Here is a 23,065-nt window from a genome sequence, read left to right on the forward strand (position 1 = left end):
CGTACGGCAGGATCGCGGGGTCGTCGTCGGCGGCGAGAATCCGGTACCCGGTCATCGGAGGGCTCCCGTGCGTGTCGGTGGTCAGGACGGGTGGTCAGGGTCTCCGCGGTCATGACCCGTTCGGCAGGCCGGTACGCCCGTACACGACGAGGGCCCAGGTGATGCAGCCGAAGGCGGCCACGCACGCCAGCGTGCGGATGAGGTTCCAGCGGACCCACGCCGCCTCGAACCGCTCGCGCACCGCCGCGAGGTCGGCGACGCGGTCGGGGTCCCCGGCGGCGTCGAGCGCGTTGTTGAGCGGCACGTTGATCCCCATCGTGACGGCGAGCATCACCACGTACAGGACGAGCGCGGCCACGATCCAGGGCAGCACGGGCCGCCCGTCCGCCCGGAGGTGGAGTACCGCGGACAGGACGGTCAGCACCAGCGCGCCGCCGAAGCAGAGGGCGAACCAGCCGTTGAGGATCGCCACGTTGATCCGCTGCATCGCGCTGACGAAGGTCCGGTCGTCCGCCCGGGCCAGACCGGGCATGACGGAGCAGGCGTAGGCGTAGAAGAGACCTGCCACGAGTCCCGTGGTGATGGCCGCCGCGACCAGCGCGACGCCTCGGAACATCAACATCACATTCTCCTTGGCCGTTGGGGGAGTCCTGCCGTCAGCCCCAGAGCGCGCGCGGTGAGCCGCTCCACCACGCGGCGGCCGGTCTCGCCCGTGCCACCGAGGACCGGCGCCGTGTTCTTCTCATGGGTGTTTTCTGTCACAGGACCAGTGAACTGGCCAGAGGTGAGACGGGCCATGGTCGAGAAGCGCAATTCCATATTTCAGCGTCTACGGTGAAGTCATGGACGCACTCACCGACTTCCTGGACGGTCCGAGGGCCAGGGGAGCGTTCCTGCTCCGCTCGATCCTGAACCCGCCCTGGTCCCTGCGGATCCAGGACCGGGCGCCGCTCGCCCTGACGGCCATGGTGCGGGGTGAGGCGTGGGTGGTCCTCGACGACGCCGCCCCGGTGCGCCTGGGTCCGGGGGACGTCGCGATCATCCTCGGTCCCGATCCCTACACGGTCGCCGACGATCCGGCCACACCGCCCGACGTGGTGATCCATCCGGGCCAGCACTGCACCACCCTCGACGGGCGAGGCCTCGCCCAGGAGATGCACCTGGGCGTCCGCACCTGGGGCAACGACCCCCACGGGTCGACGGTGCTCCTCACCGGCACCTACCAGATGCGCGGGGAGATCAGCCGCCGTCTGCTGGAGGCGCTGCCGCCGCTGCTGGTCCTCCCGGAGGACGCCTGGGACTGCCCCGTCATCCCGCTGCTCGGCGACGAGATCGTCAAGGACGAGCCGGGCCAGGAGGCCGTGCTCGACCGGCTGCTCGACCTGCTGCTCATCGCCGTCCTGCGGGCCTGGTTCTCCCGCCCGGAGGCCGGCGCCCCCGCCTGGTACCGCGCCCACAGCGACCCCGTGGTGGGCAAGGCCCTGCGCATGCTGCACGGCGACCCGGCGTACCCCTGGACGGTGGCCACGCTGGCCGCGGGGTCCGGCGTCTCCCGTGCCGCCCTGGCCCGCCGCTTCACCGAGCTGGTGGGCGAGCCGCCCATGACGTTCCTCACCGGCTGGCGGCTGGCCATGGCCGCCGACCTGCTGCGCGAGACCGACGCCACCGTCGGCGCGGTGGCCACGCAGGTCGGCTACGGCAGCGCGTTCGCGCTCAGCGCCGCCTTCAAACGCGAACGCGGCGTCAGCCCCCAGGAGCACCGCGCCGGGGTCCGGCGTTCCCAGCGCCCCCGGAGCGACCACGCCGCCGGCACGCCCGCGCGGTAGGTCCCGGCGGGCGCGCCGGTGCGAGCCCCGGCCCGCCGGTCGACGCGCCCGGAGACCCGCCGAGCCGGCGGCGCTCCCCGGAGCCCTCTGAAGCCCTCAGCGGCCCGCCGGGGTCCACCGGAGGCCGCGGGACCGCCGGAGCCGCCGAGTCGCGCTCACGGTACGTCTGCGCCGTGACGGTCAGAACAGCCAGTCGAGCAGGCCGCCCCGGCCGCCGCCCGAGCCGCCGTTGCCCGAGCCGCCGTTCGTCCCGGTGTCCTGCGGCGGCGGTGCCGTCGTCGGCTGCTGGCTCGGGGTGGCGTCCTCCGTGGGGGTCTGGCTCGTCGGCGAGGGCGCGGGCTCGGAGGTGATCCGCGAGCTCGGGGCCGGGTCCTGCCGCGAGGTCTCCTCCTGCTCGGCGTCCTCTGAGGACGCCGTCGGACGGGTCTCCCTCGGCGAGGTACTGCGGGTCGGCGACGGCCGGCCGGAGGGCTCCTGGGTCCGGGGAGCCCTGGTGGGAGCGGTGGTCGGGGGCTCGTCGGCCGTGGACGGCTCGTCGGACGGCCCCGCCGTCTCCTCCTCGGGCAGGGGCGTCGGCGTCTCCGAAGGCGCCTGCGGCAGGTCGGCCACCGAGCACCGTACGCCGGGCGAGCACGTGGTGCCGGTCTTCTCGTCCAGGGATGCGGAGAGCAGCCAGCCGCCCGCGACCCCGGCGATCACGACGCCGCCCACGACCGCCAGCAGGATCCTGCTCCTGCTCCTGCCCCTGCGGCGGCGCTCCTCGTGGGGATCGGGGTCCTCGCGCCAGCCCGACCCCAGGAAACCGCGCGACGGCGTCGCCTCGTCCTCCTCGCGGTAGAGGGGGCCGTCGGACGTGATGTCGGTGTCCCCTATGTCACGACGCTCGTCGAGGTAGACCATCTCCCGGGACCCGTCGGCCCGGACGATCTCCCGGGACCCGTCGACGTGGACGATCACCTGTGACCCGTCGCCCGGCGTGAGCTCCGGAAAGTCGATCTCGTTCCAGCCGTCCGACAACACGTCGCCGGCGGGACGTTCGGGTTCGTACTGCGCCGGTCCGAGGGGACCGGTCTGCTCGCGAGGATCTTCCTCGTACGGTCCTTGGATATCGTCGCGCCCCACGATGACCCTCTCTGATGTGAACCTTGGTCGGGCATCTTGATAGCAGATTCGACAGCAACTTGTCCGAAAAGTTCACGTACAGCTGGGAATAATGTGACTTATGGGGTCAAGCGGCGGATCGGGAATGGACCGCGCCATTCTTCGCTGAGCGGCGGGTATCCGGGGCGGGGAGCCGAGAAGGGGAGCCCGCTCCCGTACCGACGGCGGACGCGGACGGACAGGCATGTCAAGGGAGTCCGCCCGCGCCGTGGCGGAGTACGGTCCCCTCGTGAGGGGAGGAGAGTACGAGGGCACGCCCGATCAGCGGAAAGACGTGCCTGACCCCGGTAGCCGGGGTAGGAAGGGCGCCTAACGTTCTTCTCCGTTCGAGGACATCTCCGTTCGAGGGCGGGGGTCTCCACGCTCAAGGAGAGCCGATGACACCGAATTCGACGGCGGATGCGCTGCCCGGCCCCTCCCCCTTCCCGCCCATCGCCGACTACGGCTTCCTGTCCGACTGCGAGGTCACCGCCCTGGTCGCCCCGAGCGGGAACGTCGAGTGGCTCTGCCTGCCGCGAATGGACTCTCCCAGCGTCTTCGCCGCCATCCTCGACCGGGGCGCGGGGGGCTTCCGGCTCGGTCCCGCCGACCTGAGGGTGCCCGCCGCGCGCCGCTACCTGCCCGGCACCATGATCCTGGAGACGAGCTGGGGCACCCCCACCGGCTGGATCATCGTGCGCGACCTGCTGCTCATGGGGCCCTGGCACCACCACGACGAGCTCTCCCACACGCACAGGAGGGCGCCGACCGACTACGACGCCTCCCACGTGCTGCTCCGCACGGTGCGCTGCGTCAGCGGAGAGGTGCAGATCACGCTCGACTGCGAGCCGATCTTCGACTACGGCCGGAGGCCCGCGCGCTGGTCGTACGCCGACAGGGGCTATCACCAGGGCGTCGCGACGGCCGAGGGGGAGCCCCTGGAACTGCGGCTCACCACCGACATGCGGATGGGGTTCGAGGCCGGGCGCGCGACGGCGCGCACCCTCCTCAAGGAGGGCGACACGCGCTTCTGCGCGCTGTCGTGGACCCCGCACAAGCCGCCGTACACCTTCCAGGAGGCCTACGAGCGGCTCGTGTGGACCGCCCACCACTGGCAGCACTGGCTCGCCAGGGGCGTCTTCCCCGACCACCCCTGGCGGAGGTACCTGGAGCGCAGCGCCCTCACCCTCAAGGGCCTGACCTTCGCCCCCACGGGTGCCCTCATCGCGGCCTCGACCACCTCACTGCCCGAGACACCGGGCGGCGACCGCAACTGGGACTACCGCTACGCCTGGATCAGGGACTCGACCTTCGCCCTCTGGGGCCTGTACACGCTGGGCTTCGATTGGGAGGCCGACGACTTCTTCTGGTTCATCGCCGACGTGGCGGAACGGGACGAGGAACTCCAGGTCATGTACGGCATCGACGGCGAGTGCGAGCTGGACGAGCACATCCTCGACCACCTCCACGGGTACGAGGGCGCCAGGCCCGTCAGGGTCGGCAACGCCGCGTACCGGCACCGCCAGAACGACGTCTGGGGATCCGTCCTAGACTCCTTCTACATCCACACCCGGTCGCGGGACCGCCTGGACGAGCGGATCTGGCCCATCCTGAAGCGGCAGGTCGAGTCCGCCATCAGGCACTGGCGGGAGCCTGACCGTGGCATATGGGAGGTACGCGGAGAGCCCCAGCACTTCACCTCCTCGAAGGTCATGTGCTGGGTGGCGACCGACAGGGGCGCCAGGCTCGCCCGGCTCAGGGAGGAGCCGGAACTGGCCGCGCGCTGGCAGGCGGTCGCCGACGACATCCACGCCGACGTGTGCGCCCACGGTGTCAGCGAGCACGGGGTCTTCAGGCAGCACTACGGCACCGACGCCCTCGACGCGTCGCTCCTGCTCATCCCGCTGGTGCGTTTCCTGCCGCCCGACGACCCCAGGGTCCGCGCCACCGTGCTGGCCGTCGCCGACGAGCTGACCGCCGACGACCTGGTCCTGCGCTACGAGACGAAGAGCACGGACGACGGCCTGACCGGGGAGGAGGGCACCTTCGCGATCTGCTCGTTCTGGCTCGTCTCGGCACTGACGGAGATCGGGGAGCACACCCGCGCCCGCAGGCTCTGCGAGAGGGTCCTCTCCTTCGCCAGCGCCCTCGGTCTCTACGCCGAGGAGATCGATCCGGTGACCGGACGCCACCTCGGCAACTTCCCCCAGGCCTTCACCCACCTGGCGCTCATCAACGCGGTCATCCACATCATCCGCGCCGAGAGCGGGCAGGTCCCCTCGACGGGCTGGCCGTCGTGATCTCGTACTCTCCCCCGGGCCCCGCGTGGTCCCCGGGTGCGCCGGCGTGCGAGACCACCCGGATGCCTGGTTAGGCTTTCAAGCATGAACCGTCGGGTGATTGCCATAGTGGTGCTCGTCGGCCTGCTCGCGACGAGCGGTCTGTCCGTGGTGCTGGCCTGGGGGCTGAGCGGCTGAGCGCCACCGCGTGACGTCGCCGGGGACTCGGCGGCCGGTTCCGGGAGGTCCCGGGAGGGCGACCGATCGGCGAGTGCGTCCGGACTCGTGGGACGACCGGAGAGGTGTCCGGATCGAGAGACACGAGAAGGCGGACGATCGGAGAATCGGAGAGGTGTCCGGATCCGAGAGGGTGGACGACCGAAGAGGTGTCCGGATCCGTGACAGCGGCTGATCGGCGAATATGACCAGATCAGTCAGAGGGGACGGCCTGCGAGGTCGCGGTGGCGGCGCGCGGTCGCCGGAGGCCGAGCCGTCGCGTGCGCCCTTGCGACGCCGCGACCGCTCCCCGAGCGGACGTTAGGCGACGACCATCGAGTTCTGTCCCGCGGGCGCGCTCTGCTGCTGGGGGTGCTGCTGGGGGTGGGTGGGCTGCCGGTGCGAGGTGGGCTGCTCCACGGCGGGCTGGGGCTGCTGCTGCCGCTGGGCGGCCTGCTCCACGGGAGCCTGCTCGGCGGGGCAGGTGCAGTAGCCGTTGGTCACGATCAGGCGGCCTCGCTGCGCCGTGTAGGTGCGAGAGTCGGTGGCGAGGAGAACGCCCGTGCATTTATGGCAGACGACGGACTGGCGATCCATGGCCGGCTTCCTTCCTTGAGGGTAGCCGTCGAACGTCTCTCGGTCCGGCCGGCTGGCTGCTCGTGCCCCGACGGGAAGACTTGAATCTCCCGGCGAGGTTTCCATCTTACTTCGTAGCACATTGTGATCTTTGAGCCACACGAGGTGACAGGTTGAACCTTGGTGGTGCTGCTTCACAACGGTCTCATGTGAAGCGACCCGGCGGGTGGTGAATGTCCCTCTCTCACCCCCGCCGATCCTCGTCCCAGCGATCTTCGCCGCCCCCGGAGCCCCGGCACGGCCGGGGATCGCTACGTGCTCAGAACTTTTTTCTTTTTTTCCTCGATCACCGACCGGAACAGCAAGGCGTTGGCCGCCACCGCGATGCAGACCACGCCGAGCAGGAAGCCCCAGCTCACGTCGCTCAGGTGATGCATGCCGCGATACATGCGCGAGTAGGCGATGCCCAGGGGAATGCCGAGGCCGACCACCCACCACAGCACGTTCAGGATCTTGTAGCGGTGGGTGTGGACGGTCAGCACCAGGGCGATGCCGCAGTAGAAGGCGACCGCGGCGCTGGTGTGCCCCGAGGGGAAGCTGGAGGTGGGCGGGGCGGGGTCGAGGTGCTCGACGGCGGGGCGCTTGCGCTCGGCGAAGACGGTCGCCAGCAGGAAGATCGCCGACTGCGAGAAGACCGCCAGCGCCAGGAAGATCGACTCGTTCCAGCGCTTGAAGGTCAGCCGGAAGACGACGGCCAGCAGCGCGGTGCCGGCGATGATCACCGGGGTGTCGGACATGCTCGACACCACATCGGTGATCGAACTCCAGTAGGCCGTACGCTCTCCGGCCAGCTGCGCGTTGACCCCCTGGTCGTTCGCGATGAGGGTCGTCGTCTGCAGGACCTTGGTGATGAGGAGTCCGACGCCGATCGTCAGCACCGCCATGATGGCCAGCGGCGCCAGGATGAGGCGCGCCACGCCTTTGAAATCCACCGACATTTTCGACATGGCGCGCCAGCTACCCCGAACGACCTCCTCGGAACGCCTCGGGCTCGACGCCTTCCACGTGCGGTTCGGCGGGCCTGCGGCCCTCTCCCCGGCGCCAGGCCTCGAAGCCCGCCGCCGCCCCCACCACGACCGCCACGCCCAGCGCGACTCCCGCGATCACGTCACTGGTCCAGTGCACGCCGAGCGCCACCCGGCTGTACGCGACGAACACCATGATGACCGCCGCGACGGCCCAGACGGTGATCCGCGAGGCCGTGCCGCGCAGGAAGGGCAGCAGGATGAGCACGAGGATGCACGCGCCCAGCGCCGCTCCCATCGCGTGCCCGGAGGGGAAGGAGGCGCCGGGTGCCCAGGCCACGGGATCCGGCAGCGCGGGCCTGGCGCGGTCGACGATCATCTTGAGGGCGAGGTTCAGCAGTCCGCCGAAGGTGATCGTGGCGACCGCCCAGATCGCCAGGCGCGGCGCGCCCCGGCGCCAGAGCCAGACGGCGGTCAGCACCACCAGCACGCGCCACGTCCAGGGACCGAACACCTCGGTTCCCACGCTGAGGAAGGTGGTGTAGCCGGGATTCTCCAGCGCGTGGGCGTGCAGGCTCAGGGCGATGCCCTCGTCGAGCTCCGTGAGCGGGGAGAAAGAGGTCCTCACGAGCACGAGCAGGATCACGAACGGCACCGTGAAGACCGCCACCGCCGCCAGCGCCATCGTCAGGCGCACCCCCAGGCGCAGGTCAGCAGCATGATCATCGGGATTTCTGTGAGGTTGAGGTTTACCCTCGGCAAATCTGACCATCGTTCATGGCTACCCGATTCCTCGCGAATATTCCTCGCACGACAGGTGGGGGATCGGGCCGGCGGGGCCCCGAGCGCGCGGAATCCAGGGGTACGGAAGCTGTGAATCGCCGGGATTCCGGGCCGCCGAGGCGGGGACTCCGGGCTCCGGGCCCTCCCATGCCATGTGTCAGTGCGTCAGGCCGCGTGCCGGGGTTCGCGGCGGGTCGTCCAGCGCAGGACGTCGCAGTGCCGCCGCTCGGCCTCGGCGAGCGCCGCGTCGTCCGTGTAGGCGTCGAGGACGGCCCGCAGCCACGGCATCTGCTCGGTGACGTCGTCCCACGCCTGGGAGGGGTCGTCGAGACCCAGCTCGATCAGCGCGTCCAGATGCGCGGCGTAGGCCGTCCACCACTGGCGGCTCAGCTCGGCGAGGAATCCGCCCAGCCCGCCGAACTCCCGCTGGATCTCCTCGTCCCACCAGGCGGGGACGGTGACGTCACCGGTGTCGGCCAGGTCGCTGAGCACGAGGTTGGCCAGGGTGCGCCGTCGCCGGACGATGGCCGAACGTGACAGGATGTTCATAACGCCTACCCTGCCAATCATCGTTTGCCGAATGCTTAACGATGTATTGACGGTGATGTCCGGCCTCGGCCGCCCGGCCGAGGCCGGGCAGCTTGGCCGGAGTCGCCGGGCAGCACTAGGCTCTGATCCGCAGATCATTCCGCCTTGTGTCCGCGGAGCTACCTCGACATGGAGGAAGCCCGCCCATGACCCAGGTCCTTGAATTCTCCCGGCTCGTCGACCGTACCCTGAGCGCTCTCGCCGATGTCCTCGGCTCCGACGGGGCGGCCCTCATGCTGATAGACGACCACGACCGGTTGCGGGCGATCGGAGGGTCCGACGACCAGGGCCGGCGGCTGGAGTTGATCCAGGAGCAGATCGGGGCCGGACCGGCCATCGAGGCCCTGTCCCGAGGTGAGGACGTCGCGGTCGACGACCTGAGGGCGGCCAGGCCGTTCGGGTTCCCCGGGGTGGCCGCGCGGGTCTCGGAGGTGCGGGCGGTGCTCTCCGTGCCCCTGCGGGCGGAGGAGCGGTTGATCGGCACGCTGAATTTTTACGACCGGACGAGCCATGAATGGCAGCCCGCGAAAGTCCGGACGGGAGAGCGCCTCGGCGAGCTCATGGTGATGGTCCTTCAGACCATGGCTCATAGACCTCCTTTTCCAGGGAAGCCGTAGTGTGCACGTCAAGTAACCAGGTCGACGCTGAAAGGCGCCACACGTATGACTCACATTGATCCGGAAGCGCTGGTCGCGAGCCTGAGAAGGCTTCAGACGACCTCGTCCACCACAGGCATAGTCCATCAGTTGGAGCGTGCCGTGGATGTGGTGAACTCGCTGTTCGGATATGCGGGTGCGGGACTGATGTTTGCCGAAGAAGGTAAAGATCTCCGCTATTTGGTCGCCACCGATGAGCGGGGACGCAGTCTTGAGGGCGCACAACTCCATCTCGGCCAGGGGCCGTGCGTTTCCGCGTACGAGGAGAATTCCGCGGTGACCTCAAGTGATGTGCGCGTCGATCCGCGCTGGCCGAAGCTCGCCGACCGGCTTCACCCGGAGGTGCGGGCGGTGGCCGGGGTGCCGGTGCGTCTTGGCGGTGAGCCGGTGGGCACCCTGAACGTCTACCAGGCCGATTTTTACGAGTGGGACGAGTCGGACGTCCAGGCGCTCTACGGCTACGCGGACGTGATCGAGCAGCTTCTCACCGCCGCGATGGCCGCCGAGGAGAAGAGCGCCCTGGCCGACCAGCTCCAGTACGCCCTCGACTACCGCGTGGTCATCGAGCGGGCGATCGGTTACCTGATGGGCAAGCACGACCTGACCGCCACCCAGGCCTTCACCGGCCTGCGCAAGCAGGCCCGCGACACCCGCCGCCGCGTCGCCGACCTGGCGGCCGAGGTGCTCGGTGAGGGGGCGGGCGAAATACGGTGATCCTGCTCACGTCGCCCGGACCCGCCGGGGACAGGGTCGAGATCACCGTTCGCGGTGATCTCGACGCCGTCAAGGGCGCCGAACTGTGGCGCGTCCTCGGTGGGCTCACCGCGGCGACGGTCGAACTCGACCTGGCCCAGGTGGTCTTCATCGACTGCGCGGGTGCGCGGGCCCTGTTGCGGGCCGACGAACACGTGCGCGGCCTGGGCCAAGAGATGATCATCGTGCGGCCGTCAGGGCCGGTGCTCCGGTTGCTGCGGCTGCTGGAATTCGATCGGTACCTCCTGATCAGGCACCCCGGAGGCGCGGTCGGCGCGAGCCGCACCCCGCCGGGGCACTAACCTGATCGGTGATGTATCGATTCGTCTTCTCGCAGGTCCTCCGCCGCCTCGACCCCGAGGACGCGCACCACATGGCGGTGCGCGCTCTCCGCGTCCTCTCGGTGACACCCGTGGTCAGGCGGCTGGTTCACCGCCGCCTCGCGCCACGCGACCCCGCGCTGCGCGTGCAGGCCTTCGGCGTGCACTTTCCCGGCCCGTTCGGGCTGGCGGCCGGCTTCGACAAGGACGCCGGCTGTGTCGAGGCCGTGTCCGCGCTCGGCTTCAGTCACGTCGAGGTCGGCACGATCACCGCCCATGCCCAGCCGGGCAACGCCAGACCCCGGATGTTCCGTCTCGTGAGAAACCGGGCGATCATCAACCGGATGGGTTTCAACAACGCGGGCGCGTCCGCCGCGGCCCGGTCGCTGTCCAGGCCACGGGGCGTCCCCGCGATCGTCGGCGTCAACATCGGCAAGACGAAGGTCGTGCCCGAGTCGGGGGCCGTCGCCGACTACGTGGCCGGCGCCAGGGAGCTCGCCCCCCTGGCCGACTACCTGGTCGTCAACGTCAGCTCGCCCAACACCCCCGGCCTGCGCGACCTCCAGGCAGTGGAGCTGCTGGGCCCGCTGCTGCGCGCGGTGAAGGAGGTCGCCGACGCCACGCCCAAGCGCACCCCGCTACTGGTCAAGATCGCTCCTGACCTGGCGGACGCCGACGTGGACGCGGTCGCCGACCTGGCCCTGGACCTCGGGCTCGACGGCATCATCGCCACCAACACCACGATCGGCAGGCAGGCACTGGCCTGTGCGGAGCCCGCGGGCCGTGACCACAGCCACGAGAGCGGCGGCCTGTCGGGGCGTCCGCTGAAGGCCCGGTCCCTGGAGGTCCTGCGCAGGCTGCGCGCCAGGGTGGGCGATCGCCTGGTGCTCGTCTCCGTCGGTGGCGTCGAGGACGTGGACGACGTCTGGGAGCGCCTGCTCGCCGGGGCCACGCTCGTCCAGGGCTACAGCGCGTTGATCTACGAGGGTCCCCTCTGGGCGCACCGCGTGAACCGCGACCTCTCCCGCCGCCTCCGTCGTCACGGCGTGGTCGACCTCCGCCAGATCATCGGCCGTACCGCGAGCCGGAGCCCCGTGAGCTGACCCGGTCGCGGCGCGGTCGGAACCGTCGCGGCCCGAACCTTCGCGGCGGGTCCCGACTCCTCACCCCATCGGCCCGCAAGGCGGCTCACCTTATACCCTGGGTGGGTAACTTCAGGACATGGAGGCACGATGAGCACGACCACATACACCGTCACCGGTATGACCTGCGGCCACTGCGTGAGTTCGGTCAAGGAGGAGGTCGGTGAGGTCCCGGGTGTCACCGGCGTCGACGTCGATCTCGAGACCGGCAGGGTCGACGTCTCCGGCGACTCCTTCGACGACGCGGCCGTCCGCGCCGCCGTCAAGGAAGCGGGCTACGAGGTTCTCGCCTGACAGGGGCGGCGCGGGACACCTTCCTTCTCCGCGCCCCGCCGCTCGCGACGACCGGTCCCGCGGAGGCCGGGACACCGTTCCTGCTCTGCGCCCCCGTCACTCGCACCGGCCCGGCCCGGCGGAGGCCGGGACACCGCCCTTCTCCACCCCGTCATCCGTGCCGTCCCGGCCCTCAGGGGCCGGGAGACCGGTCACATGCTGGGACGGGTCGAGTCGGCCTCGTGGGTCATCTTCTCCAGGTGCTTCATGGTCTCCTCCACCTTGACGACCCCCGGGCGGTGGCGCCGGTGACCGGTCCCGCCCCGCTGCCAGGGACGCGGGCCGGTCAGCGGCCGGTACTCGACGCCGAGCGCGTCGAGGCGGCCCAGGTGCGCCTCCAGCCGGGCGTCGAACCCGTTCCCGGCCGAGCCCGACCAGGTGACCTCGGCCAGCGCGCATCCCCGGGGCCAGGCGCGGTAGTCCACCGCGCGCCCGTCGGGCAGCCGCTCGCTCCACAGCTGGAACTGCGCCCCGAGCACGCGCTCCCGCTCCCCGGCCGTCCATGACTCCGGCGCCGGGGCGAAGGCCGCGACGTCCGAGACGGTGATCGCGTCGCCGATCGCCAAGGGCTCCTCCTCGGAGGAGGCCTCGGCGTAGTCGAAGTACAGCGGGAAGACCGGGGTCTGCACCACGTCGTGCCCGGCGGCGGCGGCACGCCTGGCCACCCCCGGCCCGCGCCAGGGCATCACGATCGTGTCGGGCCTGAGCATGCCGCTGACGAACGCCTCGTCCCACACCACCGCCCTGCTGCCGCGTTCGGCCAGCTCGTCCGCGAGCCGGCGCAGGAACCAGGCGTGCAGGTCGCTCACGCTCTCCAGCCCCAGCTCCACCTGGAACGCGACGATCTCGGGGGAGGCGGCCCAGTCGTCGAGCACGCACTCGTCCCCGCCGATGTGGACGTACGGGGTCTCGCCCAGCGCCTCGGTGATCTCCTCGATCACGCCGGTCAGGAAGTCGACCGTCTCCGGCAGCGGGGACAGGATCGCCGGGGAGATGCCCCAGCGCTCCAGCACGGTGAAGGGCTCGGGCCGGCGCCCGCCGGTGGCGCGGGCGTCGAACTCGGGATAGGCGGCGAGGATCGCCGAGGCGTGTCCCGGTACGTCGATCTCGGGCACGACCGTCACGGCGCGGGCCCGCGCGTAGGCGCCGATCTCGGCGAGGTCCTCCAGCGTGTAGTAGCCGCCGTGCGGGACGTCGTCGAAGGCCGGCTCCTCCCGGTAGTAGCTGGTGATCGTGCGCGGGCGGTGCGCGCCCACCTCGTGCAGCCGCGGGTGCCGGCGGCTCTCGACCCGCCACCCCTGGTCGTCCACCAGGTGCAGGTGGAGACGGTTCAGCTTGTGGGCCGCCATGATGTCGACCATCCTGAACACCTCGCGCTTGGGCATGAAGTGCCGCGCCACGTCCAGGTGCACCCCGCGCCAGGAGAACCGGGGCGCGTCCCGCACCTGGCCGAGGGGAACGCTCCAGCCCGCCCCGGCACCGGCCACCGCGCGGAACGCCGCCGCGGGCAGCAGTTGCCGCAGCGTCTGGCCCGCGTAGAAGGCCCCGGCCCTGTCTCCGGCCGCGATCCGCACGCCCCCGTCCGTCACGTCCAGGGCGTACGACTCGGGGCCGAGCGACGCGTCGGGCTCCACCGTGATCGTCCCCGCCTCGCCGGGACGCGGATCGAGCACGGCGAGCGCGAGGCGTACGGCGTCCACCAGTTCGGCGGGACCGGAGACGACGACCCCGTGGGGAAGGCCGAGGAAACCGCTGGCAGGAGTGAAAGCGGAGGGAAGCGGCAGGAGGTCCATGGCTTGAATCATGCCAAACCGCCAGAGAAATAAGCCCTTTACCCTGGCGACTCCGGACATGGAACCAAGAACCGCCCAAGTACCGCGCGGGAGAGCCGGGGGAGAACCCTCGCGCGGTCATGCTGCTGCTCATGTTCCAAGCGTCCAGGCACCCGGCTCGCACCCCGCCGGCGGTCCTGGTGGCGGTACCGGCGGCGATCATGCTGGCCGCCGGGTGTTCCGCCACCGTCGAGAGCCCTACCCCGCCCTCGCCCACTCCCTCGGAGTCCTCCTCCGCGGTGCGGAGCGCCGAGGGGGCCGGCACCACCGTGGCGGAGAACGCCAGGGCGGGAGATCCCGGTTGGCGGCTGCGCCGGCGTGGCGCCGAGCACGAGATCGAGGGCTTCGCCGACCGGGTGAGCGTGCTGCCCGGAGAGCGTTTCCGGCTGTACGTCTCGACCACCGCCGACCGCTACACCGCCAGGGCCTTCCGGATGGGCTGGTACGGCGGAGCGGGGGCCAGGCGGGTCTGGCGGGCGGCCGGGCTGCCCGGCACGAGGCAGGCGCCGCCCAGGACGATCGCCGCCACCGGGACGGTGACCGCCGCCCACTGGAAACCCGGTCCCGAGGTGGACACCTCGGGCTGGCCCGAGGGCTCCTACCTGATCCGGCTGGACGCCGCCACCGGGGGACGGCGCTACGTCCCCCTCACCGTCAGGTCCGCCTCCACCAGGGGGCGCCTGGTCGTCGTCAACGCGGTCACCACCTGGCAGGCGTACAACGGCTGGGGCGGCCGCAGCCTCTACGAGGGGCCCGGCGGCTTCGGGGACAGGTCCCGGGCGGTCAGCTTCGACCGCCCGTACGACGCCTCAGGGGCACGGCTCTTCCTGGACATGGAACGCGACGCCATCGAGCTCGCCGAGCGCCGCGGCGTACCGCTCGCCTACGTCACGAGCCTGGACCTGGACCGCGACCCGCGCGTTCTCGACGGGGCGAGGGGCCTGGTGTCCCTGGGGCACGACGAGTACTGGTCGCCGGGCATGCGCCGCACCGTCGAGGCCGCCCGGGACCACGGCACCAACCTCGCCTTCCTGGGCGCCAACGCCGTCTACTGGCGGGTCCGCCTCGCCGCGAGGCGCCTGGGCCCGCGCCGCCTGGTCGTCTGCCACAAGGACGCCGCCGAGGACCCCGGGACGATCCTGTGGCGCGCCACCGCCAGGCCGGAGAGCTCGCTGACCGGCCCGATGTACGACTGCTTTCCCTCCGAGTCCGCCTACGTGGTCAGGCGTCCCGGCAACTGGATCTTCAGGGGGACCGGGGTGCGGCGCGGCACCACCTTCCCCGGGATGGTGGGCGTGGAGACCGACAGGGTCGGCGCGGGCGTGCCACGCCCGATGGAGGTCCTGTCGGTGTCCCCGGTGAACTGCGGAGGCCGCGCCACGGTCGCGCACAGCGCCTACTACACCGTGCCGAGCGGCGCCGCGGTGTTCAGCTCGGGCACGATGCGCTGGGTGTGCGCCATGCGGGGCGCCCGCTGCGGCCACGGCGTCACGGACCGGGCCGGGGCCTTTGTCCGCAAGGCGACGGGGAACATCCTGCGCGCCTTCGCCGCGGGCCCGGCCGCGCGCCGCCACCCGGCCCGCGACAACCTCGAGGCCCTGGGCCTGGACGGCCCGCCGGGCCGCTGACACGGGCCGGGCCGGGGGGCTTACCGCCCCAGGTACTGCTGCAGCCCGTTGGCCAGGGAGAGCGCGATCTTCTGCCGGAACGCCGGCTGCTGGAACTTGGCCGCCTCGGCGGGGTTCCTCATGTTGCCGGACTCGACGAAGATCTTGGGAACCGTGGAGAGGTTCAGGCCGCCGAGGTCGTTGCGGTAGTCGAGGGCGTTCTTGCCGATGTAGGTGGAGTACGACAGGCCGGTGCCGCGCCTGAAGGCGTTCCGCACGTCCAGGCCGAGCTTCCTGGAGGCCCCGACCACCGGGTCGACCGGGCCGCCGATCTTCTCCGGCATGATCACGTGGAAGCCGTGGTTGGCGGTGCTCGACCCGTCGGCGTGGATCGAGATCGCCGCGTCCGCCTTCGCCCTGTTGCCGATCGCGGCCCGCTGGGTGATGCACGGCCCGACGCCGGAGTTGCTGTCGCGGGTCAACTTCACCGTCGCGCCGCGGCTCTTGAGGATCTTGGCCAGACGCTGGGAGACGTCCCAGGTGAAGGCCGCCTCGCTGTAGCCGTTCGCGGTGGCGGTGCCGGTGGTGTCGCAGGCCTTCCACTGGGTCAGGACGTTGACCTTCTTGTTGATCTCCGCGGGGTGGCGGTAGTTCTGCCCGTTGTGGCCGGGGTCGATGACCACGACCTTGCCGCTGAGCGACTCGCGGCCCTCGCCGCCGCGCCCGGTGGCGGGGCTCGCGGCGGGATCGCCCGCCGCGCCGGCCGCCGGGCCTGCCGGGGTGCCGGCGGTGCCGTCGGCCGCCGGGGCCGCGGCCGTTCCGGCCGCGGGAGGAACGGGCCCGCGCTCCCGCGCGAGGTCCGCGCCCGCGGCGGTTCCACCGCAGGCGGCGACGCCGAGCCCGCACAGGACAAGGGTCGCCGCGAGTGCTTTACCGGTCACGCTCATCGCCCCCAAGGAAGTCGTCGACCACCCAACTTACGTGGCCTGAGGGCATGACACGGCCGTTGTCGCGATATGTGCCCGCCTGTTACGAGGCGTGAGGCGCTCCCCTCACCCGCCTGTCACGAGGCGTGTGGTGCTTCCCCGTCAGAGACGCCTTCCCGTCAAATGTGCTTTCCGTCACGGAAGGCGGCGGCGTGGGCCCGTCACCAGGCGTGCTCGCCGACCTCCAGCTTCTGCAGGAGCGCGGCGAGCTCCCTGGCGTCCTCGGCGTCCAGCCCGAGGACCACGCGAGGCCGTCCCCAGGGGTGGTCGATCGAATGGGCCACGTAGCTGGCCACGGACTCGGCCCCGGCGTCGCCGTTGCGGCCCCGGGCGGCCCGCCAGTGCGCCCACGCCCGCTCGAGTTCGGCGGCGGCCCGCTGGGCGCATGACACCAGTTCCGGATCACGCATTGTTACCCCCTCGTCTCGGCCAGAGTCAACACCGGCGGCGCGCCGCCGTTCACGATGTTGACCTGGTCTTTGGGAGGTCATGGAGCCTGCCTGGGCGTGCTGTAACGCTCCAGGCAGGCTCTTTAGCGTTCGGCGGAACTCGTGCTGTTCCGTACGACCAGCTGCGGCGCGACCTGGCGCAGGCGCGAGGTCTTGCCGGGGTCGCCGATCCGGTCGTTCAGCAGCGCGGCGGCGGAACGGCCCATGGCGCGGCGCGGCTGGTCCACGGTGGTCAGCGAGATCGGCTGGGTCCCGGCGCGGTGGATGTTGTCGTACCCGACCACGGACAGGTCCTCGGGAACCCGCAGACCCAGCTCGGCGGCCGCGGACAGCACGCCCATGGCCACCAGGTCGTTGGCGGCGAAGATCGCTGTGGGCCGGGGATCGCGCGTGAGCAGGCTGTGCGCCGCCCTCGCGCCGCCCTCCTCGCTGGACTCGCCCTCCTCGACCATGATGTACGGCGCCAGGGAGTGCCTGCGCATCGCGACCAGGTAGCCCTCGCACCGGAAGCGCCCGGAGGAGATGCCCGAGGCCTCGATGTGGGCGATCCTGCGGTGACCGAGCTCCACGAGGTGGTCGACGGCGAGGCGGGCGCCGAGCTGGTCGTCGTCGACGACGATGTCCACGCCGCCGAGGTCGATGTCGCGCTCGCCCACCACCACGGTCGGCGTGTAGCCGGTGGCCTCGATGAGCGTCCCGCTGGTGGGCGCGATGCCGAGCAGGACGAGCCCGTCGACGCGCAGTTCGAGGAACGCCTCGACCGCCTCGTCCTCGAAGGCGGGGTCCCACTGGCTGTTGCCGATGAGGAGTCTCAGCCCGTCGCCGTGCAGGCTCTCCTGCAGGCCGTCCAGGAACTCCGCGTAGAACGGGTTGTGCAGGTCGGCGACGAGCGCCCCGACCAGGTGGGTGCGGCCCTCGACCAGGCTGCGCGCGACCGCGTTGGGCCGGTAGCCGAGGTCTCTGGCCGCCTGGAGCACGGCCTGCCTGCGATGTTCGCTGACGTGGGGCGATCCGCGCAGGACGAGCGAGACCAGTGATTTGGAGACACCGGCTCGTTCGGCCACGTTGCGGATCGTGGGTCTCGGGCGTGGCCCGCCGCCCCCCTCGGACAGAACGGGTTCGGCGAACCCGCGGGCTCGGGTGACGGTGGTGTTGACCGGCGGTCCTGACATGGCTCTCCCCCGCGATGGTGGATGGGCACCTGTCACTCAAAACGATCGAGTTCCGAATGGGGTACGGCTTGCGCGGAAGGGAACTCCGATCTTGACCCCGGCGCCGGGCGGATCGGCTCCGATAGGCTTCGCGGTGTGGGGTCGACATCCGGAGCCGCCGAACGGGCGAAACCCGCGGCGGGCGGCGCGCGACCGGCGCGGCGCAGGCTCACCGTCGACCGGCGCCGCGAGGAGCTCATGGCGGCGGCCCTGGAGCTGTTCAGCAGGCGTGACGCCGAATACGTGTCGATCGACGACGTGGCCTCCGCGGCCGGCGCGTCGCGGGCCCTGGTCTACCACTACTTCGGCGGCAAGCAGGAGCTCTACGTCGCCGCGCTGAAGAGCGCCGCAGCCCAGCTGGAGGCGAGGCTCAGACCTCAGGGCGGACATCCGCTGGACGAGCTGACCGGGGGCCTCACCCGCTACTTCGACTTCGTCGAGGAACACGCGACGGGCTTCGCCGCGCTGCTCAAGGGCGGCCCCGCCAACAGCAGCGGTGAGACCGGGGAGGTCGTCGACGCGGTCAGGCACCGGCTGCTCAAACTGATCATGAAGCAGATGCGGGTCGAGGAGCCGGGCCCCGTGCTCCGCGTCACGCTGCGCTCGTGGATCGCCTCCGTCGAGACCGCGGGCCTCGACTGGCTGGAGCGCCGCGACATCGAGCGGCCGGCGCTGGAGCGCATGCTGATCGGTCAGATGGTGGCGCTGCTCGGCGTGGCGGCCGAGCACGACTCGCAGGTCGGCGAGTTGCTGGACAACCTGGTCAGAGGTGGATCGAGCCGCCCTGCGGACCGGGAGAGGCCCGGGGCGGACGGCTGAGAGAAACCCCCTGGAAGATACTTCCGAGCCCTTCGGAGCACGCGCTCGGTCGTTCGGAGCACGCGCCGGAGGGCGGGGTACGTGCTGGGGCGGCGCCGGGCGGGCGACGCCGCTCCCCACAAACCCGTGTGGCCTACACGCTCAAAGGGTGAGCGCGCACCAATCCCCCTAGGTCAGTGACGGCCCCCGTCTTACTCTGAGCGCTGCTGCGGAATCCCCGCGAGCAGCGCGCGAACCTCAGTCTCCCGGTACCGGCGGTGTCCACCCAGGGTGCGGATGGACGTCAACTTGCCCGCCTTCGCCCACCGGGTCACGGTCTTGGGATCGACGCGGAACATGGTTGCGACCTCCGCCGGGGTGAGCAGCGGCTCTGCCTCGGGTGTACGAGCTGACATTTGTGCGGCCTCTCCTCCATGTGGACCGGCGACAGCGATCCTGCGACTTGACGCTTGTCACGGATGTCCGCCTATGGCCCTTGCGTGCGGCTGTTTGGGCCATATGCGGCATCACCCGATGTGACCATACAGCCACGTAGAGCGATTGGCGAGTCTTTGAGCGACTCATCTCTCTTGTGCACGTGTTGTTGTCACGCTCGGTGATTCTAGCGACACGTTTCGTGGTATCGCAGTGAAAACGGCAAACTACTCAGTTCGTAGGTGCATCCCCGGTCATCGACGGACCTACTTACGCAGGTCGAAGGGATGATTTGCGACTCAGTTTGCCGATTCGAGAAGTTGTATTGATCGCCAGCGGAGGATGACGCGCTGGTACATGGCGAACGCCAGTTCTTCCTCGCCTTTTTCCAGACCTGTCAGCGCCGCCGCGAGCTCCGCCACGGATTCGTCGGCCTGGAGCGTCTCGTCGTCCATGAGGTTGACGATGCCGCCGTAGTCGAGCTCGACCAGCGAATGCGGGTGGAACTCCTCCAGCCAGCGCGCCACGTCCTCGACCTCGGCGGTGACCGAGACCTCGCCCACCTGCCTCCTGATGATCTGCAGGGCGCGGGCGCTGCGGCGCCTGGCGTGGGCCATGGAGGTGACGTAGATCAGGTTGCGCGTGGTGGTCGTGCCCCCCTTGCCCTCGCCGCCGTCGATGACCAGCCAGCGCTCGTTGCCGTCGAAGGGGACGAACCACGAGGTCGGAACGTGCCAGGTGGAGCCGCGGATGTGCGTGCGCAGCGCGGCGGAGTCGGTGCGGCGCTTGAACCGGTCGAAGTCGTCGGCCGTCTGCTCCGCGACGGCGGGTGGCACGAAACGCTCCATCAGCTTGGGCGGGGTCGCCCCGCGAAAGCGTGAGAAGGCGAGCCAGGACCTCAGCCTGCTCTGCCACGGGCAGACGTACAGGACCTCCTCCACGCGCCTCAGATAGGCGTTGGGGCTCTCCTGGGCGGGTGCCGGAGCCGGTGGCACCCCCAGAAGGCGTCGCATCGCCTCGCCGTGCTCGGCGTGGAGGGCGCTCGCTCGGCGCGGTCGGTCGGCCGCCTCGGCGTAGGCGGCCCACGAGACGCGCTCCGCCGGGGCGAACGCGACCAGCGGTTCGTAGACGCGGAGGTACGCGGCATAGGGCAGCACGACCGCATCGTGTCACGAAGGACCGGCCGTTGTCCGCAGCGGACCGGCTTCCGCGGTGGTCGTCTCGGCCATTGAGATGGGACGTTCGTGCACGTCGTGCCTTTACGGACATGTGGTTACGCTGAGGGTGATCTCCGCCGCGACGGTGCGGCGGTAACGAACGACTGGGAGTCACCACAGTGACCGACGTCTTCGGGCTGTCCCACAAGGACGCGGGCCCGGCAACCGGCGGCCAGGCGAGGCACGAGCAGGTCGTTTTCTGCTCCGACGAGCGCAGCGGCCTTCACGCGATCATCGCCATCCACAACACCGCCCTGGGCCCCGGCCTGGGCGGCACCAGGTTCTATCCCTACGAGAGCGAGCAGGCCGCGCTGGCCGACGTGCTCAACCTCTCGCGGGCGATGGCCTACAAGAACGCCCTGGCGGGGCTCGACCTCGGTGGCGGCAAGGCCGTCATCATCGGCGACCCGGCGACGGACAAGAGCGAGGCGCTGCTGCGCGCCTACGGCAGGTTCGTCCAGTCGCTCGGGGGCCGCTACTACACGGCGTGCGACGTGGGCACCTACAGCGAGGACATGGACATCGTGGCCCGCGAGTGCTCCTACGTGACCGGCCGCACGCTGGCCAACGGCGGGGCCGGCGACTCGTCGATCCTGACCGCCCTCGGCGTGTTCCAGGGCATGCGCGCCGCCGCCGAGCACACGTACGGGACGCCGACGCTGCGCGGCAGGCGCGTCGGCGTCGAGGGTGTGGGCAAGGTCGGCCACCGCCTGGTCGGCCATCTGATCGAGGACGGCGCGGAGGTCGTGGTCTGCGACGTGAGCGAGGGGGCCGTGGAACGGCTGCGGCGGATCCACCCCCAGGTCGAGGTCGTCGCCGACCGGCTGGAGCTCACCGCCGCCGACGTCGACGTCTACGCGCCGTGCGCCCTCGGCGGGGCGCTGGACGACGAGACGGTGGCCCGTCTGCGCGCCGCGATCGTCTGCGGCGGGGCCAACAACCAGCTGGCCCACCCCGGCGTGGAGAAGCAGCTCGCCGACCGCGGGATCCTCTACGCGCCCGACTACGTGGTCAATTCCGGCGGCGTCATCCAGGTCGCGGACGAGATCAGGGGATTCAACATGGAGCGGGCCCAGGCAAAGGCCACCCAGATCTACGACACGACTCTCAAGATCTTCTCTAGTGCGGCGGAGGATGGCGTCCCTCCGGCCGTCGCAGCCGATAGGCTGGCTGAGCGCAGAATGTCGGAAGTCGGGCGAATTAGGGGCATTTGGCTGGGCCACTAGCCCCACACGCCCATACGACGTACCGAGCCGGGCGTAAAACGGGTACGGTTGTAGGCGAACGAGAGCTGACGCCTAAGTCAGGTGGCGTCAGTGCGTGGTGCGTTAGCGACGAGGGGTCGGGCACGACCCCACACGAGGGGGTCGAGCCAATGGGGCGCGGCCGAGCAAAGGCCAAGCAGGTCAAGGTTGCTCGCCAGCTGAAGTACAACAGCGGTGGCACTGATCTTGAGCGTCTGCGCGACGAGCTCGGAGTCAGAGACGACTCCAACCACAATGACGACTCCAACGACGCCTACGACGAGCTGGCGGATCGGTACGCCGATTACGCCGATGACTTCGGCTCCGGAGATGACCGCGACGACGGGACATCCGGCCGCCGCTAGGCGGATTTCAGGTTGACGGTGAGCAGGACACCCGGTGGTGAGCACAGGCCACCGGGTGTTCTTCTCGCTACGAGTCGACAATATGCGGCGCTCCGGTGGTCCGGAGCGCTTTTCGCCGTACCCGCCGGGGATCCGGCGCATCCCTTTCCGGCTCTTCGGACCGGTGACAGGATCCGGCGCGTCCCCTCCCGGCCGGTGACACCGGCCGGGAGGGACACGGGAGCCGCGGGGTCGCCTTCGCCGGGAAGGCGGGCGGATCAGCGGAAACGCGCCTGGCCCGAGCCCTCGACGATCTCGCCGAGCACCCAGGCGGGGAGGTTCCGCTCCCCGAGCAGCGCCAGGGCCGGTTCCACGGCCTCGGCGGGGACGACCGCGGCCATGCCCACACCCAGGTTGAACGTCCGGTCCATGTCGGCCTGAGCCACCCCGCCGTGCCCCGCGAGCACCTCGAAGACGGCGGGCGGGGTCCATGACGAGCGGTCGAGCAGCGCGTCCAGACCGGGGGGCAGCGAGCGGGACAGGTTGCCCGCCAGGCCGCCGCCCGTGATGTGGGCGTACGCGTGGACGTCGACCGCGCGGGCCAGCTCCAGGCAGTCGAGGGAGTAGATCCTGGTCGGCTCCAGCAGCTCCTCGCCCAGCGTCCGCCCCAGCTCGGGCAGCTCGGCCTCCAGGGACAGCCCGGCCCGGTCGATGATGTGCCTGACCAGCGAGTAACCGTTGGAGTGCACGCCCGAGGAGGCCAGCGCGAGGACCACGTCGCCCGCGCGGACCCTGTCGCGGCCGAGCATCCTGTCGGCCTCAACCACCCCGGTGGCGGCACCCGCGAGGTCGTACTCGCCGGCCTCCATGGCGCCGGGGTGCTCGGCGGTCTCCCCGCCGACGAGAGCGCAGCCCGCCAGGCGGCAGCCCTCGGCGACACCGCCCACGATCTCGGCGATCCGCTCGGGGACCACCTTGCCGCAGGCGATGTAGTCGGTCATGAACAGCGGCTCGGCGCCGCAGACGACCAGGTCGTCGACGACCATGCCGACCAGGTCGATCCCGATCGTGTCGTGCTTGTCGAGCCGCTGGGCCAGCATGACCTTGGTTCCGACGCCGTCGGTCGACGTGGTGAGCAGCGGCCGCCGGTACGACAGCAGGGCCGAGGCGTCGAAGAGGCCGGCGAAACCGCTGGCGTCGTCCACGACCTCGGGCCTGCGCGCCCGCGCGACCTTCGACTTCATCAGCTCGACGGCGCGCTCGCCCGCGTCGATGTCCACTCCGGCGGCCGCGTAGCTGGTCATG

Annotated in this window: 24 protein-coding genes; 11 read left to right on the forward strand and 13 right to left on the reverse strand. The window is 70.7% G+C overall.

Annotated elements, in window-relative coordinates:
• Positions 1-109: 109 nt before the first annotated feature.
• On the reverse strand, positions 110-622 hold the full coding sequence (locus ACTOQ3_RS34935; RefSeq protein ID WP_440087754.1) for an anthrone oxygenase family protein: 513 nt from the start codon (positions 620-622) through the stop codon (positions 110-112).
• A gap of 220 nt (positions 623-842) precedes the next feature.
• Here ACTOQ3_RS34935 and ACTOQ3_RS34940 point away from each other — a divergent pair, with 220 nt between their 5' ends.
• On the forward strand, positions 843-1,826 hold the full coding sequence (locus tag ACTOQ3_RS34940; RefSeq protein ID WP_440087755.1) for an AraC family transcriptional regulator: 984 nt from the start codon (positions 843-845) through the stop codon (positions 1,824-1,826).
• A 180-nt stretch (positions 1,827-2,006) separates the two neighbouring features.
• Here ACTOQ3_RS34940 and ACTOQ3_RS34945 read toward each other — a convergent pair whose 3' ends face one another.
• Complete coding sequence (locus ACTOQ3_RS34945) at positions 2,007-2,948, reverse strand: hypothetical protein (protein WP_440087756.1); 942 nt, start codon at positions 2,946-2,948, stop codon at positions 2,007-2,009.
• Positions 2,949-3,364: 416 nt separating this feature from the next.
• Here ACTOQ3_RS34945 and ACTOQ3_RS34950 point away from each other — a divergent pair, with 416 nt between their 5' ends.
• Positions 3,365-5,266, forward strand: coding sequence for a glycoside hydrolase family 15 protein (locus ACTOQ3_RS34950; protein WP_440087757.1), 1,902 nt, complete (start codon positions 3,365-3,367; stop codon positions 5,264-5,266).
• A gap of 516 nt (positions 5,267-5,782) precedes the next feature.
• Here the strand turns inward: ACTOQ3_RS34950 and ACTOQ3_RS34955 are convergent.
• The 4 genes from ACTOQ3_RS34955 to ACTOQ3_RS34970 form a co-directional block, all read right to left on the reverse strand.
• Positions 5,783-6,058: a hypothetical protein gene (locus ACTOQ3_RS34955; protein ID WP_440072055.1), complete on the reverse strand. Its 276-nt coding sequence runs from the start codon at positions 6,056-6,058 to the stop codon at positions 5,783-5,785.
• A 290-nt stretch (positions 6,059-6,348) separates the two neighbouring features.
• Entirely contained in the window at positions 6,349-7,014 is a 666-nt protein-coding gene (locus ACTOQ3_RS34960) for a phosphatase PAP2 family protein (RefSeq protein ID WP_440087758.1), read from the reverse strand.
• 40 nt (positions 7,015-7,054) lie between these two features.
• Positions 7,055-7,759 (reverse strand): phosphatase PAP2 family protein, encoded by a 705-nt coding sequence (locus tag ACTOQ3_RS34965; RefSeq protein ID WP_440087759.1) that lies wholly within the window; start codon positions 7,757-7,759, stop codon positions 7,055-7,057.
• 251 nt (positions 7,760-8,010) lie between these two features.
• Positions 8,011-8,394, reverse strand: a complete 384-nt coding sequence (locus tag ACTOQ3_RS34970) for a hypothetical protein (protein ID WP_440087760.1) — start codon at positions 8,392-8,394, stop codon at positions 8,011-8,013.
• 185 nt (positions 8,395-8,579) lie between these two features.
• Between ACTOQ3_RS34970 and ACTOQ3_RS34975 the strand changes: the two genes are divergently transcribed.
• The 5 genes from ACTOQ3_RS34975 to ACTOQ3_RS34995 all read left to right on the forward strand — a co-directional run bounded on the left by ACTOQ3_RS34975 (position 8,580) and on the right by ACTOQ3_RS34995 (position 11,598).
• The gene (locus tag ACTOQ3_RS34975) at positions 8,580-9,050 is read left to right on the forward strand and encodes a GAF domain-containing protein (RefSeq protein WP_440087761.1); all 471 of its coding nucleotides are present in this window, start codon (positions 8,580-8,582) and stop codon (positions 9,048-9,050) included.
• Between the two features lie 45 nt (positions 9,051-9,095).
• A complete protein-coding gene (locus ACTOQ3_RS34980; RefSeq protein ID WP_440087762.1) occupies positions 9,096-9,803 on the forward strand; it encodes a GAF and ANTAR domain-containing protein in 708 nt (235 codons plus the stop codon).
• A complete protein-coding gene (locus tag ACTOQ3_RS34985; RefSeq protein WP_440087763.1) occupies positions 9,800-10,144 on the forward strand; it encodes an STAS domain-containing protein in 345 nt (114 codons plus the stop codon). Before ACTOQ3_RS34980 ends, ACTOQ3_RS34985 begins: the two co-directional genes overlap by 4 nt.
• Before the next feature lie 11 nt (positions 10,145-10,155).
• Complete coding sequence (locus tag ACTOQ3_RS34990) at positions 10,156-11,265, forward strand: quinone-dependent dihydroorotate dehydrogenase (RefSeq protein WP_440087764.1); 1,110 nt, start codon at positions 10,156-10,158, stop codon at positions 11,263-11,265.
• Positions 11,266-11,394: 129 nt separating this feature from the next.
• Positions 11,395-11,598: a heavy-metal-associated domain-containing protein gene (locus ACTOQ3_RS34995; protein WP_440072063.1), complete on the forward strand. Its 204-nt coding sequence runs from the start codon at positions 11,395-11,397 to the stop codon at positions 11,596-11,598.
• Positions 11,599-11,789: 191 nt separating this feature from the next.
• Here ACTOQ3_RS34995 and ACTOQ3_RS35000 read toward each other — a convergent pair whose 3' ends face one another.
• The gene (locus ACTOQ3_RS35000; protein ID WP_440087765.1) at positions 11,790-13,430 is read right to left on the reverse strand and encodes a beta-N-acetylhexosaminidase; all 1,641 of its coding nucleotides are present in this window, start codon (positions 13,428-13,430) and stop codon (positions 11,790-11,792) included.
• Positions 13,431-13,549: 119 nt separating this feature from the next.
• On the opposite strand from ACTOQ3_RS35000, the gene ACTOQ3_RS35005 reads away from it, so the two are divergent.
• Positions 13,550-15,097 carry a N,N-dimethylformamidase beta subunit family domain-containing protein gene (locus tag ACTOQ3_RS35005; RefSeq protein WP_440087766.1) on the forward strand — a complete coding sequence of 516 codons (1,548 nt, stop codon included), beginning with the start codon at positions 13,550-13,552 and terminating at the stop codon, positions 15,095-15,097.
• A gap of 20 nt (positions 15,098-15,117) precedes the next feature.
• Here ACTOQ3_RS35005 and ACTOQ3_RS35010 read toward each other — a convergent pair whose 3' ends face one another.
• The 3 genes from ACTOQ3_RS35010 to ACTOQ3_RS35020 all read right to left on the reverse strand — a co-directional run bounded on the left by ACTOQ3_RS35010 (position 15,118) and on the right by ACTOQ3_RS35020 (position 17,683).
• The gene (locus tag ACTOQ3_RS35010; RefSeq protein ID WP_440087767.1) at positions 15,118-16,023 is read right to left on the reverse strand and encodes an N-acetylmuramoyl-L-alanine amidase; all 906 of its coding nucleotides are present in this window, start codon (positions 16,021-16,023) and stop codon (positions 15,118-15,120) included.
• 200 nt (positions 16,024-16,223) lie between these two features.
• The gene (locus tag ACTOQ3_RS35015; RefSeq protein WP_362695682.1) at positions 16,224-16,472 is read right to left on the reverse strand and encodes a hypothetical protein; all 249 of its coding nucleotides are present in this window, start codon (positions 16,470-16,472) and stop codon (positions 16,224-16,226) included.
• A gap of 122 nt (positions 16,473-16,594) precedes the next feature.
• Positions 16,595-17,683 carry a LacI family DNA-binding transcriptional regulator gene (locus ACTOQ3_RS35020; protein WP_362695684.1) on the reverse strand — a complete coding sequence of 363 codons (1,089 nt, stop codon included), beginning with the start codon at positions 17,681-17,683 and terminating at the stop codon, positions 16,595-16,597.
• Positions 17,684-17,818: 135 nt separating this feature from the next.
• On the opposite strand from ACTOQ3_RS35020, the gene ACTOQ3_RS35025 reads away from it, so the two are divergent.
• Positions 17,819-18,541 (forward strand): TetR/AcrR family transcriptional regulator, encoded by a 723-nt coding sequence (locus ACTOQ3_RS35025; protein WP_440087768.1) that lies wholly within the window; start codon positions 17,819-17,821, stop codon positions 18,539-18,541.
• A 191-nt stretch (positions 18,542-18,732) separates the two neighbouring features.
• Here the strand turns inward: ACTOQ3_RS35025 and bldC are convergent, their stop codons facing one another.
• Together bldC and ACTOQ3_RS35035 are read right to left on the reverse strand one after the other, a co-directional pair.
• On the reverse strand, positions 18,733-18,936 hold the full coding sequence (gene bldC / locus ACTOQ3_RS35030; RefSeq protein ID WP_013133571.1) for a developmental transcriptional regulator BldC: 204 nt from the start codon (positions 18,934-18,936) through the stop codon (positions 18,733-18,735).
• Between the two features lie 318 nt (positions 18,937-19,254).
• On the reverse strand, positions 19,255-20,112 hold the full coding sequence (locus tag ACTOQ3_RS35035) for a hypothetical protein (protein ID WP_440087769.1): 858 nt from the start codon (positions 20,110-20,112) through the stop codon (positions 19,255-19,257).
• A 179-nt stretch (positions 20,113-20,291) separates the two neighbouring features.
• Between ACTOQ3_RS35035 and ACTOQ3_RS35040 the strand changes: the two genes are divergently transcribed.
• A complete protein-coding gene (locus ACTOQ3_RS35040) occupies positions 20,292-21,398 on the forward strand; it encodes a Leu/Phe/Val dehydrogenase (RefSeq protein WP_440087770.1) in 1,107 nt (368 codons plus the stop codon).
• A gap of 149 nt (positions 21,399-21,547) precedes the next feature.
• On the forward strand, positions 21,548-21,781 hold the full coding sequence (locus tag ACTOQ3_RS35045) for a DUF3073 domain-containing protein (RefSeq protein ID WP_344747622.1): 234 nt from the start codon (positions 21,548-21,550) through the stop codon (positions 21,779-21,781).
• 257 nt (positions 21,782-22,038) lie between these two features.
• On the opposite strand, the gene purM is transcribed toward ACTOQ3_RS35045, so the two are convergent.
• Positions 22,039-23,064, reverse strand: coding sequence for a phosphoribosylformylglycinamidine cyclo-ligase (purM, locus tag ACTOQ3_RS35050; protein ID WP_440087771.1), 1,026 nt, complete (start codon positions 23,062-23,064; stop codon positions 22,039-22,041).
• Position 23,065 lies beyond the last annotated feature (1 nt).

The organism is Streptosporangium sp. LJ11 (assembly GCF_051918945.1).
Taxonomy (GTDB): domain Bacteria; phylum Actinomycetota; class Actinomycetes; order Streptosporangiales; family Streptosporangiaceae; genus Streptosporangium.

Coding starts and splice junctions, on each gene's coding strand:
- ACTOQ3_RS34975 (WP_440087761.1), top strand. CDS start 8,580: ATGACCCAGGTCCTTGAATTCTCCCGGCTCGTCGACCGTACCCTGAGC.
- ACTOQ3_RS35015 (WP_362695682.1), bottom strand. CDS start 16,472: ATGCGTGATCCGGAACTGGTGTCATGCGCCCAGCGGGCCGCCGCCGAA.
- ACTOQ3_RS34940 (WP_440087755.1), top strand. CDS start 843: ATGGACGCACTCACCGACTTCCTGGACGGTCCGAGGGCCAGGGGAGCG.
- ACTOQ3_RS35000 (WP_440087765.1), bottom strand. CDS start 13,430: ATGGACCTCCTGCCGCTTCCCTCCGCTTTCACTCCTGCCAGCGGTTTC.
- ACTOQ3_RS35005 (WP_440087766.1), top strand. CDS start 13,550: ATGCTGCTGCTCATGTTCCAAGCGTCCAGGCACCCGGCTCGCACCCCG.
- ACTOQ3_RS34980 (WP_440087762.1), top strand. CDS start 9,096: ATGACTCACATTGATCCGGAAGCGCTGGTCGCGAGCCTGAGAAGGCTT.
- ACTOQ3_RS34995 (WP_440072063.1), top strand. CDS start 11,395: ATGAGCACGACCACATACACCGTCACCGGTATGACCTGCGGCCACTGC.
- ACTOQ3_RS34990 (WP_440087764.1), top strand. CDS start 10,156: ATGTATCGATTCGTCTTCTCGCAGGTCCTCCGCCGCCTCGACCCCGAG.
- ACTOQ3_RS35020 (WP_362695684.1), bottom strand. CDS start 17,683: ATGTCAGGACCGCCGGTCAACACCACCGTCACCCGAGCCCGCGGGTTC.
- ACTOQ3_RS35010 (WP_440087767.1), bottom strand. CDS start 16,023: ATGAGCGTGACCGGTAAAGCACTCGCGGCGACCCTTGTCCTGTGCGGG.
- ACTOQ3_RS34955 (WP_440072055.1), bottom strand. CDS start 6,058: ATGGATCGCCAGTCCGTCGTCTGCCATAAATGCACGGGCGTTCTCCTC.
- bldC (WP_013133571.1), bottom strand. CDS start 18,936: ATGTCAGCTCGTACACCCGAGGCAGAGCCGCTGCTCACCCCGGCGGAG.
- ACTOQ3_RS35045 (WP_344747622.1), top strand. CDS start 21,548: ATGGGGCGCGGCCGAGCAAAGGCCAAGCAGGTCAAGGTTGCTCGCCAG.
- purM (WP_440087771.1), bottom strand. CDS start 23,064: ATGACCAGCTACGCGGCCGCCGGAGTGGACATCGACGCGGGCGAGCGC.
- ACTOQ3_RS34950 (WP_440087757.1), top strand. CDS start 3,365: ATGACACCGAATTCGACGGCGGATGCGCTGCCCGGCCCCTCCCCCTTC.
- ACTOQ3_RS34935 (WP_440087754.1), bottom strand. CDS start 622: ATGTTGATGTTCCGAGGCGTCGCGCTGGTCGCGGCGGCCATCACCACG.
- ACTOQ3_RS34970 (WP_440087760.1), bottom strand. CDS start 8,394: ATGAACATCCTGTCACGTTCGGCCATCGTCCGGCGACGGCGCACCCTG.